The organism is Amycolatopsis jejuensis (genome assembly GCF_000717335.1).
GTDB lineage: Bacteria > Actinomycetota > Actinomycetes > Mycobacteriales > Pseudonocardiaceae > Amycolatopsis > Amycolatopsis jejuensis.
In genome coordinates this window covers 401,598-417,554 of the sequence record NZ_JNYZ01000011.1, presented here as the reverse complement: position 1 = coordinate 417,554, position 15,957 = coordinate 401,598, and the positions used below count along the sequence as shown (strand labels likewise).

The window sequence follows — 15,957 nt, the reverse complement described above, 5'->3', positions numbered from 1 at the left end:
GGTCCTTTCAGGATTTCTTGCGCTCGGCGCGGTAGAGCGACCCGCCGATGATGAGCCGCTGGATTTCGCTGGTGCCCTCGTACAGCCGCAGCAGCCGGACCTCGCGGTAGATCCGTTCCACCGGGACCTCGCGCATGTAGCCGGTGCCGCCGTGGACCTGCACCGCCAGGTCGGCCACCCGCCCGGCCATTTCGGTGCAGAACAGCTTCGCCGCCGACGGGGTGACCCGGCGATCGGCGCCGCTCACGTAGGCGGCTGCGGCCTCGCGAACGAGCGCGCGGCCCGCAGCGACACCGGTGTACTGGTCGGCCAGCATTGCTTGCACCAGCTGGTGTTCGCCGATCGGGACGCCGCCCTGGGTGTTGGCGGCGGCGTACGCGACGGACTCGTCCAGCGCCCGCTGCGCGGTCCCGACCGCGAGCGCGGCGATGTGCACCCGGCCGCGGGCCAGTGAGGTCATCGCGGCGCGGTAGCCGACTTCTTCGGACCCGCCGACCAGCGCGCCGGACGGAACGCGGACGCGGTCGAAGATCACGTCGGCGGTCCACGCGCCTTCCTGACCCATTTTCGCGTCCTTCGGCCCGACGGACACGCCCGGCGTGTCGGCAGGTACCAGGAAGACGGCGATTCCGGCATCGGTGCGGGCGAAGGTGATGAACAGGTCCGCCAGGGGTGCGTTGGTGATGAATCGTTTCTGCCCGTCGATGACCCAGTCGGAGCCGTCCCGGGTGGCCGACGTGCGCAGCCCGGCGGGGTTGGACCCGGCGCCGGGCTCGGTGAGCGCGAAGGAAGCGACCACGGACCCGGCGGCGATGCGTTCAAGCCACTGCTTCTTCTGCTCGTCGGTGCCGAAGCCGACCAGTACCTGTCCGGCGATGCCGTTGTTGGTGCCGAACATCGACCGCAGCGCGAGCGAGGTGTAGCCGAACTCCATCGCGAGCTCGACGTCCTGGGTCAGGTCGAGGCCGAGGCCGCCCCACTCCTGCGGGATGGCGTAGCCGAACAAGCCCATGTCCGCGGCCGCGGTGCGCAGATCGTCGGGGATCCGGTCCGCCGCCATGATTTCGTTTTCCCGCGGCACCACGGCGTCCCGGATGAACCGGTGGACCTGGGCGAGGATGTCGGCGAAATCCTCGGTGCTGACCTGGCTGCTCATGAGGTCCGATCCTGCCGTGCGGCTCTCATTCCTGTCCAATACCAAATGCTCCCCGATTGTTGCACCTGTTGATATAATCCGCGGGTGGATCTTGGCCAGCTGGAAGTGTTCTGCGCGGTCGCCGACGAGCTGCACTTCGGCCGCGCGGCCGAGCGGTTACATCTGGCGCAGCCGTACCTGAGCCGCACCGTGCGCGCGTTGGAGACCGACCTCGGGGCGCCGCTGTTCGAGCGCACCACGAGGCGGGTCGAGCTGACCCCGGCCGGGCAGGCGTTGCTGGAACCGGCCACCGCGATGCTGCGGATGGCCGCGCGGGCGCGCGCCGAGGTCGAGGCGGCGCAGCGGGGCGACAGCGGACGCGTGCGGCTGAGTTTCGCGGGCCCGTCGTCGCAGACGATGGTGGCGCGGCTCGCGCGGGCGGTGCGCGAGCGGCACCGGCGGATCGAGCTCGCGGTGCGGCCCGGCCGGTACGGCCCGATTGCCGTGCGGGAATTGCTGGAGCACACCACGGACCTGGCGATCGCCCGGTTCGAACACCCGCCGCTGGGCGTCCGCAGCCGGGCGGTGGGACGGGAGCGGGTCGTGCTTGTCGCACCCTCGGACCATCCGGCGGCGAACGCGGAGTCGGTGTCACTGGCGGAATTGCGGGAAGCCCCGTTCGTCACGCTGCCCGAGGCGTTCGGATCGGCGGTACGGGCGATGTTCGTCGCGTCGTGTCATGCCGCCGGGTTCTCGCCGGAGATCGTGCAGACGGCGCCGGACACGTGGACGTGCGTGGCGCTCGTCGCGGCCGGTGTCGGGCTGCACCTGACCACGGATTCGGCCCTCGAACAGCTCACCCTCGACGGAATGCGCGTGGTGCAGCTGGCCGATCCGCTCCCGGCGATGTACGTGTACCTGCTGTGGCGCGACGAGGACGCCGACCCGGCGCTGGAGCGGGTGCTGGAGCTGTCGACGGAAGCCCTTCCCACCGTGACGTGACTCAGCCGATCCCCAGCACCGGCAGGCATTCCGCGACCCCGCTCAGCGTGATGTCGCGGCGGCGGCGGGTGGTCCAGTCCTCGCGGGTGAGGAGCCATCGGCGAAGTTCTGCGGGCGACCCGCGGTGGGTTGCCCAATCGACGCCGTTGGGCCGGTAACCCAGCGACTCGGAGACGTGGTTCGACGCGTGGTTGTCGGCGAAAGCGTCGCTCGCCGCCAGCCGCGCGCCGAGTCCTTCGAACGCCAGATGCAGTACCGCCTGCCGCATTTCCTTGCCGAGGCCCCGGCCGCGCGCGGCGGGCGCCAGCCACGAGAAGCTGTCGACCTTGCCGAAGGCCGCGAACTCGTTCCCGATCAGGTCCTGCATCCCGACCGGCGAACCGTCGGCGACCACCACGAAATACAGCCGCCAAAACGTTTCGCTCACCTTCGCGCGGCCCGCCCACACGCCACGCAGCCAGCGCCATTCCCGCTGCGGATTGTCCTCGTACAGCGACATCGGATCGTCGAACGGCCACGGCGCCTCGGTGACCACCCCTTCGCGGACCACCGGGACGAGCCGCTCCAGGAGTTCGTCGGTCGCTCCCAGCAACGACAGCCGCGGGGTGTGTACCGCCACGTTCAGCGGGGGATAGGACGACATGCGCGCAACCCTAGGGAGCCGCGTCCCCGCCTGCACGCGAATATCAGCGCCCCGAGAGCAGCTCGTGCCATCCGGCCAGGGTGGGGGAAGCGACCAGCTCGCCGTAGCGGGCGAGCACCCCGAGTTCGGCCAGTTCGTTGAGGAATCTCATGAGTACGAGTGATTCCATGCCTGCTTCGATGAGGTTGGTGTCGTCGGCTACCTCGCCGATCGGGACGGGCAGATGCCCGGCCAGGAGGGCGCGCAGTTCGGCGAGGGTCACGCGACCGTCCTCTCCGCCGCCTCGGCCGCCAGCACCTTCTTGTCGATCTTGCCGACCGCGGTGAGCGGCAGTTCGTCCCGCAGTTCCAGGATGTCCGGCAACTTGTACGCTGCCACTCCGCGGGCCCGCATGAACGCGCGCAGCTCCCGTAGCGTCGGCCTTCCCCCGCGGGCCACCACGTAAGCGCACGTGCACTCGCCGAGCGCGTCGTGCGGTGCCGGGACCACTGCCACCTGATGGACGACCGGGTGTTCCCCGAGATGCTGCTCGACCTCCCGGGCCGCGACCTTTTCGCCGCCGCGGTTGACGAGGTCCTTCACCCGCCCGGCCACGACGAGGTGCCCGCTCTCGGTGAAGCGCACCAGGTCACCGGTGCGGTAGAAGCCGTCGGGGGTGAACGATCGCTCGTCGTGCTCGGGTGCCCGGAAGTAGCTGTGCACCACGCCGGGTCCGCGGGCAAGGAGTTCGCCGACCTCGCCCGGCGCAACCTGTTCCCCGCCGGCTCCGGCCAGCCGGACCTCGTCGGCGGCCGACAGCAGCAGGCCCTGCGTTTCGAGCACGTTCTCCTCGGCGTCCCCGGCCGGTACCAGCGTGACGAGGCCCTCGGACATCCCGTAGTTCTGCTGGACGTGGCAGCCGAACGCGGCCAGCAGGTCGCCGACCAGGCGCCGGTCGACCCCGCTGCCCCCGCACTGGAGCACCTCGAGCGACGACAGGTCCGCGGTGTTCCATTCCCGGGCGGCGAGCCATGCCTTGGCCAGGCTCGGGGTCAGGGCGGTCGTGGTGACCCGTTCCCGTGCAATCAGGTCGAAACTGTCCTGCGGGCCCGGATCGGGCTGCAGCACCACAGTTCCCCCGGCGGCCACGGTGCCGATCACCCCGGGAGCGCCGAGGGTGAACGAGTGCCCGGCGGGCAGCGCGGCCAGGAACACCCCATGGCCGGTGAGCCCGCTGGCTTCCGCCGTTTTCCGGGCGACGTAAGAGAAGTCGTTGTGGGTCCGGGCGACGAGCTTGGGTACCGCGGTCGTTCCGCTGGAAAGCAGGAGAAGCGCGATGTCGGCGGCGTCCACGTGCGGGTCGGCGTGGTCCGGTTCGGCGGACGGCAGGGGAGCGAAGGGGCCGGGATCGCCTGCCACGAAAACGTTCTCCACACTCGGGAACTCTGCGGTGATCCGTTCCGCAAGTTGCCGGTGGTCGAATCCCGCGATCACCTCCGGGACCACATACGCTTTCGCGCCGGTGCGTTCGACGACCATCGCGACTTCGTCGTAGCGGTGCGCGGTCAGGGTGAACACGATCCGGATTCCGGCCCGGAAGCACGCGAACATCGTCACCATGAAGTCGGTGCCGTTCGGCAGTTGCGCCACCAGGAAGTCACCGGCGCTCAGCCCTGCCGACCGCAGGCCCGCGGCGAACCGGTCGACGCGGGCGTCGAAGTCCCGGTAACTGAGCCGTTCTCCGGGGGTGACGACGGCGATCCGGTCCGGATGTTCGCCGGCCCGGCGCCGCAGCAGTGCCCCGAAGGGCTCGTCCGACCAGTGCCCGGCCTTGCGGTAGGCCGCGGCGAGCTCAACGGAGGCAGACATGGTCACCTTTCGGGGGTCAGGCGGAGATGAGCCGGATCGGCAGGGACAGCAGTCCGCGGGTGAAGTTCGAGCCGTTCCACACCGGCGCCCCGGTGAGCTCGACCGCGCGTACCCGGGCGCGCAAGGCCGTGAGCACGACCCCGATTTCCAGCTTGGCCAGCCGGGAACCGATGCACACGTGCCTGCCGTGGCCGAGGGCCAGATGCCGGTTGGGGGTGCGGGTGACGTCGAAGACCTCCGGGCGGGCGAAGGCGTCCTCGTCCTGGTTGCCCGCGGCGTTCCAGAGCGCGACCTGGTCGCCCGGCCGGAAGCCGACGCCGCCCAGCGTGACCGGCCGCAGGACTTCACGCAGCACGTAGACCGCGGGGGTGGTCCACCGCAGCACCTCCTCGACCGCGCTGTCCACAATGGACTCCGAGGAGCGCAGGAGGTCGTACTGATCGGGGTGCTCGATGAACGCGAGGAGCCCGGCGGACAGTGCGTGCCGGGTGGTTTCGTTGCCACCGAACAGCAATCCGACCGCATTGAGGACCACGTCGGTGTCGTCGGCGGTCGTGGCCGTCATCGCTCCGACGGCGTCGTCGGCCGCGCCGTCCCGCCGGTAGCCGGAGACCTGGTCCTCGAAATGAAGGAAGACGCGCGCGTTTGCCGACCGGCGTACCCGGTCGTCCGGGGATTCGAAACCCTCGGTGGTGGCGGTGGCCAGCCCGGTTCGTGCCGTCTCGGGAATCCCGAGCAGCTCGCCGATCACCGATTCGGGAACCTCCCGGGCCAGCTCGCGCGCGAAGTCGAACTCCCGGACCTCCAGCAGGTGGTCCAGCCGGGCAGCCACGCGGGTGCGCAGCCTGCCGACGAGGGTCCGCACCGTTTCCGGGGTGAGCGTCCGGCTGACCAGCTTGCGCCGTGGGCCGTGGTGCGGGGGATCGGACACGATCAGCATCCGGTTGCCCATTCCCCGGGCTGCGCTCGGGTCGGTGCCGAGCCGGACGCCGTTCACCGAGCTGAAGGTGGCGGTGTCGGCGTAGGCCTCGAGCAGCTCGCGGTACCGCACGATCGCCCAGAACGGCTTGCCCTCGGCAGAATCGTTGCGCCACACCGGTCCGCGGCGGCGCAGTTCGGCGTAGAGCGCGTTGGGGTCTCCTTCGGTGAACACCGTGCGGTCGGTCAGATCGAGTGCGGCCGGCTCAGCCATTGCGATCTCCCGCCCCGAGCAGTTCCCCGATGGCGGCCGCCACCTCCGCCGGTGAGGTGGCGAAGACGCGGTGGCCACCACGCACGATCCGGGTGGCGCACCCGGCGCTCGTGTGCGGTGCCCATGCAGCGAGATCCGGAATCGGTGCGGTGTCGTCCTGCGCGCCGGCCAGCGCCAGGATCGGGCACTGCAATGCCGGTGCTCCGGCGTGGTGATAGGCGGCGCACAGCCGGATGTCCGCGCGCAGCGGAGCGAACACCTGCAGCGCGGTGTCCAGGTCGATGTCCGGCATTTCCGCTGCGGTCCGGGCCGCAGCGTCGATGTCGGCTTCGCTCACGAGCGAGTCCACCCATGCCCCGTTCACCTGGTGCGGGGCCGGCGCCGAACACGCGACGAGCAGCTCCGGCCACAGTGCTTTGCCGAAGCCCAGCGCCCGGGTCAGCTCGAAGCCCAGTATCGCGCCCAGGCTCTGCCCGGCGATGATGAACGGCCGGTCGAGTTGCGGCGCCACCGAGGAAAGAGCGTCCTGCGTTGCCTCCTCGACCGTCGTCGGCGACGGTTCGCGCCACCGGCCGCGCCGGCCCGGCAGCTCGACGCCGAGGACGGCGAACTGTGGTCCCAGCGCGGCCTGGAAAGCGCGGAACTGCCCCGGCCCGCCGCCGGCTTCGGCGAGGCCGACCACAAGGTACCGGGCACTGCGGGGCCCGAACTCCACGAGCCCGTTCACCGCGGTTTCCCGTCGACGAGGGCAGCGAGCCGGGCAATCGTCGGGTGATCGAAGAGGTCCGTCACGTCGAGCTCGACCTGCCACTCGGTCCGCAGCCGGGTGACGATCCTCGCCACGAGCAGGGAATGCCCGCCTGCTTCGAAAAAGCTCTGCTCGGCGTCATCGACCGGGCGCCCGAGAACCTCGCGCCAGACGCTCGCGATCCGTTCCTCGGTCGGACCTTCCGGAGGCCGGCCGGACAGCGATTCCGCACCCGGTCGCCCCGAGGCCGCGGCAATCACGGCGAGATCGACCTTGCCTGCCGGATTCAGCGGGAGTGCCTCGAGCACTTGCACCTCGGCCGGGCGGAGATAGTCCGGAAGCGCGGTGCCGAGCGCGGACCGCAGGTCCGCGCGGGCCTTTGCGTCGCCGATCCCGGCGACCACGGCGAGACCCAGTGATCCGCCGTCCGCTCGCACGTAGGCGGCCGCAGCCCGGATTCCGGGCACCTGCAGTGCCGCGCGCGTCAGCTCGGCCGGTTCGATCCGGAAACCGCGGATCTTCACCTGCCCGTCCAGCCTGCCGAGGTACTCCAGGGCGCCATCGGGCCGTCGGCGGACGAGATCGCCGGTGCGGTACATCCGGCCGGGTGCGTACGGGTCGGGGACGAACCGGTCCCGGGTGAGGCCGGGATCACCGCGGTAGCCCCGTGCGACGCCGGGCCCGCCGATGTACAGCTCTCCGGGGAACCCGGGCGGCACCAGCCGGCGGTGCTCGTCCAGCACGTAGACGCGGGCATTCGCGATCGGCCTGCCGATCGCCGAGACGTCGTCGCCCCGGGCGCTGTCGGCCCAGGTCGTGCAGATGGACGCTTCGCTCGGCCCGTAGGCGTTCACGAACCGGGCGCGCATCGTCCACTGTGCGGAGAGGGCAGCGGGACACACCTCGCCGCCGGCGACGATCGTCTGCACCTCGTCGAGGACGTCGCCGGCCGTGGACAGCAGCGTCGGCGTGCAGAACACCACGGAGGGTTCGGCGTCGAGTTCGCCCGCCGCCACGCGCAGGCTGTCGCGCAGGACGAGGGTGCATCCGTGGGCCAGTGCCGGCAGGGCCGCCAGCAGCCAGCCGTCGAACGACGGTGCCATGAGGTTCAGGACGGTCCGGCCGGGCGGATCGAGCAGCCCGGCGCAGGCGTCGACCAGATTGACGAGGCCGTCGTGGGTGGTCTCGACGCCTTTGGGCTTGCCGGTGGACCCTGAGGTGTAGACGACGTACGCGAGCTCGGCAGGCGGGTGCTCCGTCACCGGCTCGGGCAGCGGGCCACCGGGATCGACGGTCGTCACCCCGCTCAGGCCGTCTCCGCCGACGACGATCCGGGCACCGGCGTCGGTGATGACATCCTGGCGCCGGGCAGCCGGATGCGCCGGGTCGAGGGGCACGAAGGCCGCGCCGGCGAGCCAGGTCGCGAGCAGCGCCGCGACCGCGTCCGGGGTGCGGTCGAGGTGGACGGCGACCGTGTCCCCGGCGCGGGCACCGGCCGCGTGCAGTGCGGCGGCGATCCGGCGCGCCTGGACGATGAGGGCACCGAAGGTGCGGGTCCCGACCGGGGTGTCGACCGCGATGGCGTCCGGCAGGGCGGCTGCTCGTTCGAGGATCCGGTCGAGCGCCGAGCCCGTCCGGACGCGGCGGGGGGTCCCCTGATTTTCCAGCAGCTGAGCGCGTTCCGCGTCCGAAACCAGGGCGAACCCGGACAGCGCGGCCGCGGGCTGCTCGACCGCGGTCTCCAGAATCGTGCGCACGCTCTCGAAAAGCCTGCCGATGGTGTCCGGGAGGAAGAGATCCGCGGCGTAGTCGGCCAGGAATTCCATGCCGCCACCCGGGACCGGCAGCAGTAAGGTCACCAGCTCGAACCTGATCGTCGAATCGGGCACCGGGTACTCGGTGGCGCGGATCCCGGGCAGGTTCAGTGTCCGGGTGCGGCCGCGGTTGGCGGTGAGGGCCACCTGCACCAGCGGTGCCGCGGCGGCGGACCGCTCCGGCCGGGCCAGTTCGAGAATGCGGTCGAACGGCACCTGCTGGTGCTCGAATGCCTCGCCGACCCGGGTGCCGACCTGCCGGACGAGTTCGGCGAACGACTCTCGCTCGTCGATGCGGGTCCGCACCGGCAGGGTGTTGGCGAAGAAGCCGATCAGCGGCTCGACCGCGCGGGTGAGCCGGTTGGCGATCGGCATCCCGACGACGAGGTCGTCCTCGCGGCTCCACCGGGCCAGCGCCAGGCTGTAGGCGGCGAGGTACACCGGAAACGGAGTGGTGTGCAATTGCGCGGCCAGCGATCGGACCGACCGGGCAAGGCCGGCGTCGATCGGCACCCGAAGCTGCGCCGGGCGGTACGTCGGGGTGCCCTGGCGCGGCAGATCGGTGGGCAGCGGGCTCATCGGGGGCGCCCCGCGCAGCGTCTCCTGCCAATAGGCACAACTCGCCCGCATGCGCTCCGATCCGGATTCCTCGTGTTCCCGGCGGGCGTATTCCCGGTATTGCAGCAGCAGGTCCGGCAATTCGGGTTTCGTGCCGGCGACAAAACTGGAGTACGCCGTTTCGAGTTCCCGCTCCAGCAGATCGTAGGACCAATCGTCGACGTTGATGTGCGGGATGGTCAGCGTGAGCACATGCGAATCCGGCGCGAGCCGGTACAGCCCGACCCGCAGCATTTCCGGGGAGCGGAGGTCGAACGGCCGCGCGGTCGCCACCGAAACCAGCATCCGCATGGTTTCCGGATCGGCGTCGACCGGCCGCAGCGCCGCGAGCGGCGTCTCCTCGACTACCTGGAACGGCTCGCCGTCGACCGCGGTGAAGCCGGTGCGCAGGGCTTCGTGCCGGTCGACCACGACCTGGAGGGCGTCGCGCAGGGCGACGAGGTCGAGGTTCCCGTCGAGCGTCCAGCCGATGGTCTTGTTCGCGGTGTCGCGGTCGGCGAGCTCGGACTGCAGCCACATCCGGCGCTGGGCCGATGAGGCGGCGATGCGGCCGGTCACGAAGCCGCTTCCGGTGCCGGTGCCGCCGCGTCGAGTACCGCCTTCCACCCGCTGAGGGTCGGTGCCGCGATCAGATCACCGAACTTCAGCGGAATGCCCCTGCGATTCCACGCGGTGGCGAGGCGCATGGCGCCGAGCGAGTCGAGGCCGAGGTCGACGAGGTTGGCGTCCTCGGTGATTTCAGCCGCGCTGATGCCGATGGTGGCCGCGATCTCTTCGCGGAGCTGCTCAAGCTGCATCGTCGGCTCCTTCGGACTCCTCCGGCGAGGCAAGGATTTCGAGGACCGCGGCGCCTGCTTCCGAACCGGGCCCGGCAGACACCACCAGCAGCCGGTCCCCGGGCCCGGCCTGCCCGGTGAGCCACAGGTGCTCGATCCCCGCCGCCGGGTCGGACGGCCCGAGATGCCCGGTGGTCCGGGTGAACTCCCAGGTCCCCTGCTCGTCGGTGATCCCGAGCGGATCGAGGAAACAGTCCTGCAGCGCCGACCGGGAAAAGCCGAGATGGACGATTCTCCGCACGTCCCCGATCGCGGTGCCGGCTTCGTCGAGCGCGGTTTTCGCGGCAGCGGCGATGATCTCCCCCAGATGGTCCACCGGCGGGGTGATCCCGCGTTTCCAGGCCTCCCGCCACCAGGCGCTCCGCTCGTCGAGATTCAGCGTGCGGCCCACCGTCGGGCCGGGCGGGAACAATTCCTCCCCGCCGCGGTTGAGTGCTTCCATGGCCGGGTTCGACACGAAGGAAAGGGACAGCAGCCGGGCGAATCCGGACCGGCGGGAAAGGACGAATGCGGAACCGGCGTCACCGAGCAGGAATACCCGGGTGGCATTCCAGCGGTCCACGAGCGGGTTTCCGAAATTGTCCCCGGACGTGAGGAGCACGGCGTCGGACGACGGATCGGCGATGAGCCGGTGCGCGGCGGTCTCCAGCGCGGTCAGCGTGCCGACGCAGCCGTTTTTCACCTCCAGCGCGCTGATCGGGCGGTCGAGAGTGTTGCGCAGCACGTAATGCTGGGCGGACCAGCCGTCCGGACCCTGGAACTGCACGCTGGAGTGGATCAGTGCAGCGAAGTCGGCGGGGACGTGCCCGGACCGCCGGAGCGCGACGTGCGCGGCGGCGATCGCGAGATCCGGCGCGGGCGTGGTCCCGGCGACGGGAACGCTGGCGATCCCGGATGCCGCGGCATCGGCCGCGCCGATCAGGCCGTCCGCCACTGCTTGATCGAGGGTGCATCGGGTGGGAAGAGACGTACCAACACCGGCGAGGTAGAGCGTCCCGATCTTCACGTCGAGCAGATCCTTTCCCACGATGGCGAGCCGGAAAGCCGGTCAGGGGCCATCGTGCCCGGCACCGCCCCGGGGGGACATCACTGGAAACCGTGATCTTGCCGGGGTCGCGGGGCGGAAGTTTTCCCGGGAATCGGCGATGCCGGGACCGGGCGGATTGAGCGAGACTTCGGACGTCGCTTCACCGCAGGGGAAAGGCAGTGCACCAGAGAAAGGCAGTGCGCCGCGTGCCCATCGACCATTTCGCCCGTGCCGTTCGCGTTCGCCGGCTCCACCGGCGGCATCCGCAACGGTTGTTCTTCGTCCCACTCGACCATTCGATTTCCGATGGCCCGCTGATCCGGCGCGGCAGTCTCGACCCGCTGATCGAGTCGCTCGCCGGAACCGGCGTCGATGCCGTGATCCTCCACAAAGGTCCGCTGCGGTACATCCGGCCCGAGCGCTTCACCGGCCTGTCGCTGATCGTGCATCTGTCCGCGTCGACGATGCACGCTCCCGACCCCGATGCCAAATACCTCGTCACCGGGGTGGAGGAGGCCGTCCGGCTGGGCGCGGACGCGGTCAGCGTGCACGTCAACCTCGGCTCGGCCGACGAACGCCGTCAGATCGCCGACCTCGGCGCGGTCGGGGCGGCGTGCGACCGGTGGAACGTCCCGCTGCTCGCGATGATGTACCCGCGGGGCCCCAAGATCGCCGATCCCCGCGCCCCCGAGCTGGTGATGCACGCCGCCACCATCGCCGTCGATCTGGGCGCCGACATCGTCAAGACCCCGTACCCCGGCACGACCCCGGAAATGGCGGACGTGACCAGGGCGGTCCCGATTCCGCTGATCGTCGCGGGCGGGCCTGCGGCGGGGAATGAGGACAAGGCGCTGACCATGATCCGGGATGCCCTCGACGGCGGCGCGGCCGGGACCGCGCTGGGCCGCACTGTCTTCCAGTCCGCCGATCCCGGTGCCGTGGCCCGGAAAGTGTCCGCGCTCGTCCATTCACCGGCACCGGCGGTGTCCGGTCCGGCCCGAAATCGCTAGGGAGTAGCTCACATGAAGCTTGCCTGGATCGACGTCCGTGGTCTCGCACAGCAGCGGAACGCCATTGTCGAGGAGGCCGTGCACCAGCGCGTGGACGGTGTTGTCGCGGCCGATCCCCGTGATCTGAAAGACCTGCCGCCGACGGTCCGGAAGGTGCTCCTGACCGACGGCGCCCCCGCGCCCGCCGGCGAGGACCTGCCGAGCCCCGATGTCGTGATCGTGCCGGCGGGCGCCGACCCGGCGGCGGTGCTCGCCGACTATCCGGGCGCCGAGCTGGGCCGGTCGGTCGAGATCGTGGACGCCGACAGCTTGGAGCTGGCCAACGAGACCGCCCGCACCGAGCAGTGGTCGGTGCTCGTGTTCCGCGATCCGACGACGATCCCGCTGGAGATCGTGCTCGCCGCGGCGGCGACCGCGGAGGGCCGGATCATCACGGCCGCGCAGAACGTGGCGGAAGCGGCGGTGACGTTCGGGGTGCTGGAGCGCGGTTCCGACGGAGTGATGCTGGCCCCCGGGAAAGTCGGCGACGTCACCGCGCTGATGGCCGCCGCGCAGTCGCGGGTCGGGCACCTCGACCTGACCGAGCTCGAGATCACCGCGACCGCGCACGTCGGCATGGGGGAGCGGGCGTGCGTGGACACCTGCTCGCACTTCCGCGAGGACGAAGGGATTCTCGTCGGGTCGCATTCGAAGGGCATGATCCTGTGCGTCTCGGAGACGCATCCGCTGCCGTACATGCCGACCCGGCCGTTCCGGGTCAACGCGGGCGCGATCATGTCGTACACGATCTCCGGGGAGAGCGATCGGACCAGTTACCTATCCGAGCTGCGGACCGGGTCCAAAGTGCTTGCCGTCGACGTGAAGGGGGCGACCCGGGCCGTCACCGTCGGCCGGGTGAAGATCGAGACCCGCCCGCTCATCTCGGTGGACGCGGTCGCCGCGGACGGTCGCACGGTGAACCTGATCCTCCAGGACGACTGGCACGTCCGGGTGCTCGGGCCCGGCGGTGCGGTGCTGAACAGCACCGAGCTGGTGCCAGGGGACAAAGTGCTCGGCTACCTGCCGTCCGCGGACCGGCACGTGGGGTACGCGATCGACGAGTTCTGCATCGAGAAATAGCGGCCTGCCCCGGCGTTCAGCTCCCGGCCACGGTGGACTGGCGTTCCCTGACCCAGCAGGCGAGCGCCACCCGGTTGGGGACCCCCAGCTTACTGAAGATGTTCCGCAGATGGCTCTCGACGGTGTGCAGCGAAACGCTGAGGGAACGGGCGATCTCCCGGTTCTTCTTGGACTTGGCCACGTATTGGGCGACCCGGGCTTCCGCCTGGGTCAGCGGTTGCCAGGACACCTCTGCGGCCGGTGCCGCGGCGGAGTCACGGCCGAGACATGAACGGGCTTCGGTTTCGAGGACGTGCCGGAGCGGCTCCGGCAGCGCGGAGAGCAGCTCGTGGCGGCTGGTGTCCCGGAGGACCAGGTTTTTCCCTGCGGTGGCGAAGAGGCCGGCTTCGAGCACCTCTTCCGCGGGAACCAGCAGCAGGACGGCGTGCAGCCGGAGGAGATCGGCGGCTTCGTAGAGGGTGAACGGGCGGTCGAAGGCGGCGGCCGCATCGACCAGCAGCCGGGCCCGGGCGCTGAGGACCGGCAGCCGGCGTGCGGAAGAACTCTCGGCCCGGCTCGTGGCCAGGCTCCGGGTAGCGTCGCTCGAGTCCATGCCGCCAACGTATCGGCAGAGCCTCGGGTGTGCGGCGGCTGTGGAACGAGGGGGTTGCCGATCTGCCCGAAGTGGCATTCCCGGCTTGCGCAGGTCACTTCCGGGCTGTGGTGAGTTCCCGTGCCCTCGACCGCCCGGACATCAGGCCGTTGATCAGCGGGGTGGCCCCGAGCCCGTGCAGCAGCACGCTGCCCAGCACGCACGCGACGGTGAGCGTGAGGACGGTGTCCTCGGCGGTTTCGGACAGGCCGTTGATCGCCAGCAGCCCGAAGACGATCGACGTGGTGCCGCGCGGGCCGAGGGTGCCGACGAGGAATCTGTCCCGATAGGACATCCGGGTGCCGGCCAGCGACAGCATTACCGGGACGATCCGCAGCACGGTGAGCGCGGCGAGGCAGAACACGATCGGCTGCCACCGCACCCCGAACGACGCCACGACCACCGCGGCGGCCCCGACGACGAACCACATCGCCATCGTGAGGATGCCGGTGACCTCCTCGAGCAGCTGCAGGTCCGACGACGGCCGGGAGAAGTGCTCGCGGGCACGGCTCACCGGCTTGCGCAGGTCCCGGGCGGCGAACCCGCGGTACACGTACCGGAACGCGATCCCGCACACGAACGACGCGACGAACCCGTTGCCGCCGATCGCGACCGTGGCGCCGTAGGTCAAAAGCGGCGTGGTCAGCACGGTGATCCGGCGCCCCTGGTCGGACGTCCATCCCGCCCGGACGGCCAGGAACAGCAGGATCGCGATCACCGATCCGACCACCGCGCCCCCGATGATCGCCTTGATGGCGAACGGCAACGCGGTCGCGATGGCCTTTTCCGCGGTGTCCGCGGTGTTGTCGCTGCGGGCGAGGATGAGGGCGAACAGGAAGATCGGGGAGACCAGGCCGTCGTTGAACCCGCTTTCGACGTTCAGCACGCTGCGCACCTGCGCGGGCAGCCGCCGGTCCCGCACCACGCGTTCGGCGGCCGCGAAGTCGCTCGGGATCACCACGCACGCGATCACCAGGAGCAGCGGCCACGACAGGTTCGGGTACATCACCGTGCCGAGCAGCATCGCCGCCGCCAGGCTCACCGGGAGCGCGATCAGCAGCACCCGCCCGACGATTCCCGGCGCATGCCCCCACAGCCGTCCGCCGCGGACCTCGGTGGCGTCGACGAAGAGCAGCATCGCGAGGATGATCTCGGCGACGTGCTGGGCGATCTCGGTGTTGAAGACCCGCAGCAGGCTGTCCGGTCTCACGAACAACGCGGTCGCGACCCCGCACAGCACCATCAGCACGGGTGCGGCGATGTTCCAGCGGTCCAGCTGCCGTGCGGCGAGCGCGCGGATCAGGATGGCGGCAGGCAGCACGATCAGGGCAGGGATCAACATGGTCTAGTCCGGCTCCACGGCTGCTCGTTCGCTGGTGATCCACAATGTACGGCAACCCGGGTTTCAGGTGCCGAACTTCCCCCGGCAGAAGTCCGCGAAAGCGTGCGCCCGGCGGGTGAGCCGGGCGTCGCGCGCGTGCGCGAGGACGACGTCGACCGTGCGGACCTCCTCGATGATCTCGCGGTACACCAGCGGCGGCCCGGCGTACGTCGAGGTCTGCGCGGGGCGTTGCAGGAGCAGCGAATACCCGGCGCCGCTCGCGACGAGGGAGCGCACGGATTCGAAGTGCGTGGTGGTGAACCGCACGTCGGGGTCGACGCCGCCGGCGGCGAGGACCTCGCGGAACAGGTCGGCGCTCGGCGGCATGTCGAGCATCACCATGGGCTCGCCGCGCAGCTCGGCCAGCGAGATCGGCCCGGGCCCGGCGAGCCGGTGGTCCGCCGCCAGCAGGACGTACGGGCGGACCGGGTACAGCAGATGCGTGGTGATGTCGGTGGCGATCCCGAGGCGGTAGATCAGCGCGACCTCGCAGGTGCCGTCGCGCAGCCGGGCCTGCATCTCGGCCATCGTGCCCTCCAGCAGCTGCACGGTGACGCCGGGATGGTCCGCCGGGAAGTGCCGCAGGATCTCGGGGAGCAGAAACGGGGTGAGCGTGGGAAAACAGCCGACCACGAGGTCGCCGCTCACCGACTGCCCGTGGCTGCGCGCGGACGAGCGCACCTCACCCGCGTGCGCGAGCAGGCTCCGGATTTCCGGCAGCACCTGCCGTGCGGCGTGGGTGAGTTCGATTCCGCGGGCCTTGCGGCGCATCAGGAGCTGGACGCCGAGCGCGCGCTCCAGCTCCGTGACGGCCAGCGACACCGCCGACTGCGAGATGTGGTGGTGCGCGCCGGCCGCGGCCAGCGTCCCGCGGTCGGCGACCGTGACGAAGTACTCGAGCTGCCGGAGGGTGAACCCGCTCATCGGCTCAGCCTAAAGCAAGTTTTCCTCGG

The 15,957-nt window shown here is 70.5% G+C and carries 15 protein-coding genes; 3 read left to right on the top strand and 12 right to left on the bottom strand.

The genetic code is table 11. From position 1 onward, the window contains the following. Nucleotides 1-7 precede the first annotated feature (7 nt). Nucleotides 8-1,156: an acyl-CoA dehydrogenase family protein gene (locus OO71_RS17145; protein ID WP_033290732.1), complete on the bottom strand. Its 1,149-nt coding sequence runs from the start codon at nucleotides 1,154-1,156 to the stop codon at nucleotides 8-10. Nucleotides 1,157-1,240: 84 nt separating this feature from the next. On the opposite strand from OO71_RS17145, the gene OO71_RS17140 reads away from it, so the two are divergent. Further along, complete coding sequence (locus OO71_RS17140; protein ID WP_033290731.1) at nucleotides 1,241-2,137, top strand: LysR substrate-binding domain-containing protein; 897 nt, start codon at nucleotides 1,241-1,243, stop codon at nucleotides 2,135-2,137. A 1-nt stretch (nucleotide 2,138) separates the two neighbouring features. On the opposite strand, the gene OO71_RS17135 is transcribed toward OO71_RS17140, so the two are convergent. Genes OO71_RS17135 through OO71_RS17100 form a run of 8 tightly spaced genes read right to left on the bottom strand, consistent with a single transcriptional unit; the run spans nucleotide 2,139 to nucleotide 10,863 of the window. Beyond that, nucleotides 2,139-2,780: a GNAT family N-acetyltransferase gene (locus OO71_RS17135; protein ID WP_033290730.1), complete on the bottom strand. Its 642-nt coding sequence runs from the start codon at nucleotides 2,778-2,780 to the stop codon at nucleotides 2,139-2,141. Between the two features lie 43 nt (nucleotides 2,781-2,823). Further along, nucleotides 2,824-3,042, bottom strand: coding sequence for a phosphopantetheine-binding protein (locus tag OO71_RS17130; RefSeq protein ID WP_033290729.1), 219 nt, complete (start codon nucleotides 3,040-3,042; stop codon nucleotides 2,824-2,826). Next, complete coding sequence (locus tag OO71_RS17125; RefSeq protein WP_033290728.1) at nucleotides 3,039-4,628, bottom strand: (2,3-dihydroxybenzoyl)adenylate synthase; 1,590 nt, start codon at nucleotides 4,626-4,628, stop codon at nucleotides 3,039-3,041. Before OO71_RS17125 ends, OO71_RS17130 begins: the two co-directional genes overlap by 4 nt. 16 nt (nucleotides 4,629-4,644) lie before the next feature. Then, nucleotides 4,645-5,820: a cytochrome P450 gene (locus OO71_RS17120; RefSeq protein WP_033290727.1), complete on the bottom strand. Its 1,176-nt coding sequence runs from the start codon at nucleotides 5,818-5,820 to the stop codon at nucleotides 4,645-4,647. Next, on the bottom strand, nucleotides 5,813-6,547 hold the full coding sequence (locus tag OO71_RS17115; RefSeq protein ID WP_033290726.1) for a thioesterase II family protein: 735 nt from the start codon (nucleotides 6,545-6,547) through the stop codon (nucleotides 5,813-5,815). Before OO71_RS17115 ends, OO71_RS17120 begins: the two co-directional genes overlap by 8 nt. Beyond that, entirely contained in the window at nucleotides 6,544-9,558 is a 3,015-nt protein-coding gene (locus tag OO71_RS17110) for a non-ribosomal peptide synthetase (protein ID WP_033290725.1), read from the bottom strand. The genes OO71_RS17115 and OO71_RS17110 overlap by 4 nt, the downstream gene beginning before the upstream one ends. Continuing rightward, entirely contained in the window at nucleotides 9,555-9,797 is a 243-nt protein-coding gene (locus OO71_RS17105) for a phosphopantetheine-binding protein (RefSeq protein WP_051791642.1), read from the bottom strand. The genes OO71_RS17110 and OO71_RS17105 overlap by 4 nt, the downstream gene beginning before the upstream one ends. After that, entirely contained in the window at nucleotides 9,787-10,863 is a 1,077-nt protein-coding gene (locus OO71_RS17100) for a ketoacyl-ACP synthase III family protein (RefSeq protein ID WP_245633689.1), read from the bottom strand. Before OO71_RS17100 ends, OO71_RS17105 begins: the two co-directional genes overlap by 11 nt. Before the next feature lie 206 nt (nucleotides 10,864-11,069). Between OO71_RS17100 and OO71_RS17095 the strand changes: the two genes are divergently transcribed. Together OO71_RS17095 and OO71_RS17090 are read left to right on the top strand one after the other, a co-directional pair. Next, nucleotides 11,070-11,873, top strand: a complete 804-nt coding sequence (locus OO71_RS17095) for a 2-amino-3,7-dideoxy-D-threo-hept-6-ulosonate synthase (RefSeq protein WP_033290862.1) — start codon at nucleotides 11,070-11,072, stop codon at nucleotides 11,871-11,873. Between the two features lie 12 nt (nucleotides 11,874-11,885). After that, nucleotides 11,886-12,992, top strand: a complete 1,107-nt coding sequence (locus OO71_RS17090) for a 3-dehydroquinate synthase II (protein WP_033290724.1) — start codon at nucleotides 11,886-11,888, stop codon at nucleotides 12,990-12,992. A gap of 16 nt (nucleotides 12,993-13,008) precedes the next feature. Here OO71_RS17090 and OO71_RS47480 read toward each other — a convergent pair whose 3' ends face one another. From OO71_RS47480 to OO71_RS17075, 3 genes are all read right to left on the bottom strand, one after another. Then, nucleotides 13,009-13,584 carry a helix-turn-helix transcriptional regulator gene (locus tag OO71_RS47480; RefSeq protein ID WP_051791641.1) on the bottom strand — a complete coding sequence of 192 codons (576 nt, stop codon included), beginning with the start codon at nucleotides 13,582-13,584 and terminating at the stop codon, nucleotides 13,009-13,011. Nucleotides 13,585-13,678: 94 nt separating this feature from the next. Then, complete coding sequence (locus tag OO71_RS17080; protein WP_169776540.1) at nucleotides 13,679-14,965, bottom strand: cation:proton antiporter domain-containing protein; 1,287 nt, start codon at nucleotides 14,963-14,965, stop codon at nucleotides 13,679-13,681. Nucleotides 14,966-15,028: 63 nt separating this feature from the next. Next, on the bottom strand, nucleotides 15,029-15,928 hold the full coding sequence (locus OO71_RS17075; RefSeq protein ID WP_033290723.1) for a LysR family transcriptional regulator: 900 nt from the start codon (nucleotides 15,926-15,928) through the stop codon (nucleotides 15,029-15,031). Between the last annotated feature and the right edge of the window lie 29 nt (nucleotides 15,929-15,957).

What these genes read in the sequence shown, in the direction of transcription:
- OO71_RS17145 (WP_033290732.1), bottom strand. Translation starts at nt 1,156, where the DNA reads ATGAGCAGCCAGGTCAGCACCGAGGATTTCGCCGACATCCTCGCCCAG.
- OO71_RS17135 (WP_033290730.1), bottom strand. Translation starts at nt 2,780, where the DNA reads ATGTCGTCCTATCCCCCGCTGAACGTGGCGGTACACACCCCGCGGCTG.
- OO71_RS17125 (WP_033290728.1), bottom strand. Translation starts at nt 4,628, where the DNA reads ATGTCTGCCTCCGTTGAGCTCGCCGCGGCCTACCGCAAGGCCGGGCAC.
- OO71_RS17120 (WP_033290727.1), bottom strand. Translation starts at nt 5,820, where the DNA reads ATGGCTGAGCCGGCCGCACTCGATCTGACCGACCGCACGGTGTTCACC.
- OO71_RS17105 (WP_051791642.1), bottom strand. Translation starts at nt 9,797, where the DNA reads ATGCAGCTTGAGCAGCTCCGCGAAGAGATCGCGGCCACCATCGGCATC.
- OO71_RS17090 (WP_033290724.1), top strand. Translation starts at nt 11,886, where the DNA reads ATGAAGCTTGCCTGGATCGACGTCCGTGGTCTCGCACAGCAGCGGAAC.
- OO71_RS47480 (WP_051791641.1), bottom strand. Translation starts at nt 13,584, where the DNA reads ATGGACTCGAGCGACGCTACCCGGAGCCTGGCCACGAGCCGGGCCGAG.
- OO71_RS17080 (WP_169776540.1), bottom strand. Translation starts at nt 14,965, where the DNA reads ATGTTGATCCCTGCCCTGATCGTGCTGCCTGCCGCCATCCTGATCCGC.
- OO71_RS17075 (WP_033290723.1), bottom strand. Translation starts at nt 15,928, where the DNA reads ATGAGCGGGTTCACCCTCCGGCAGCTCGAGTACTTCGTCACGGTCGCC.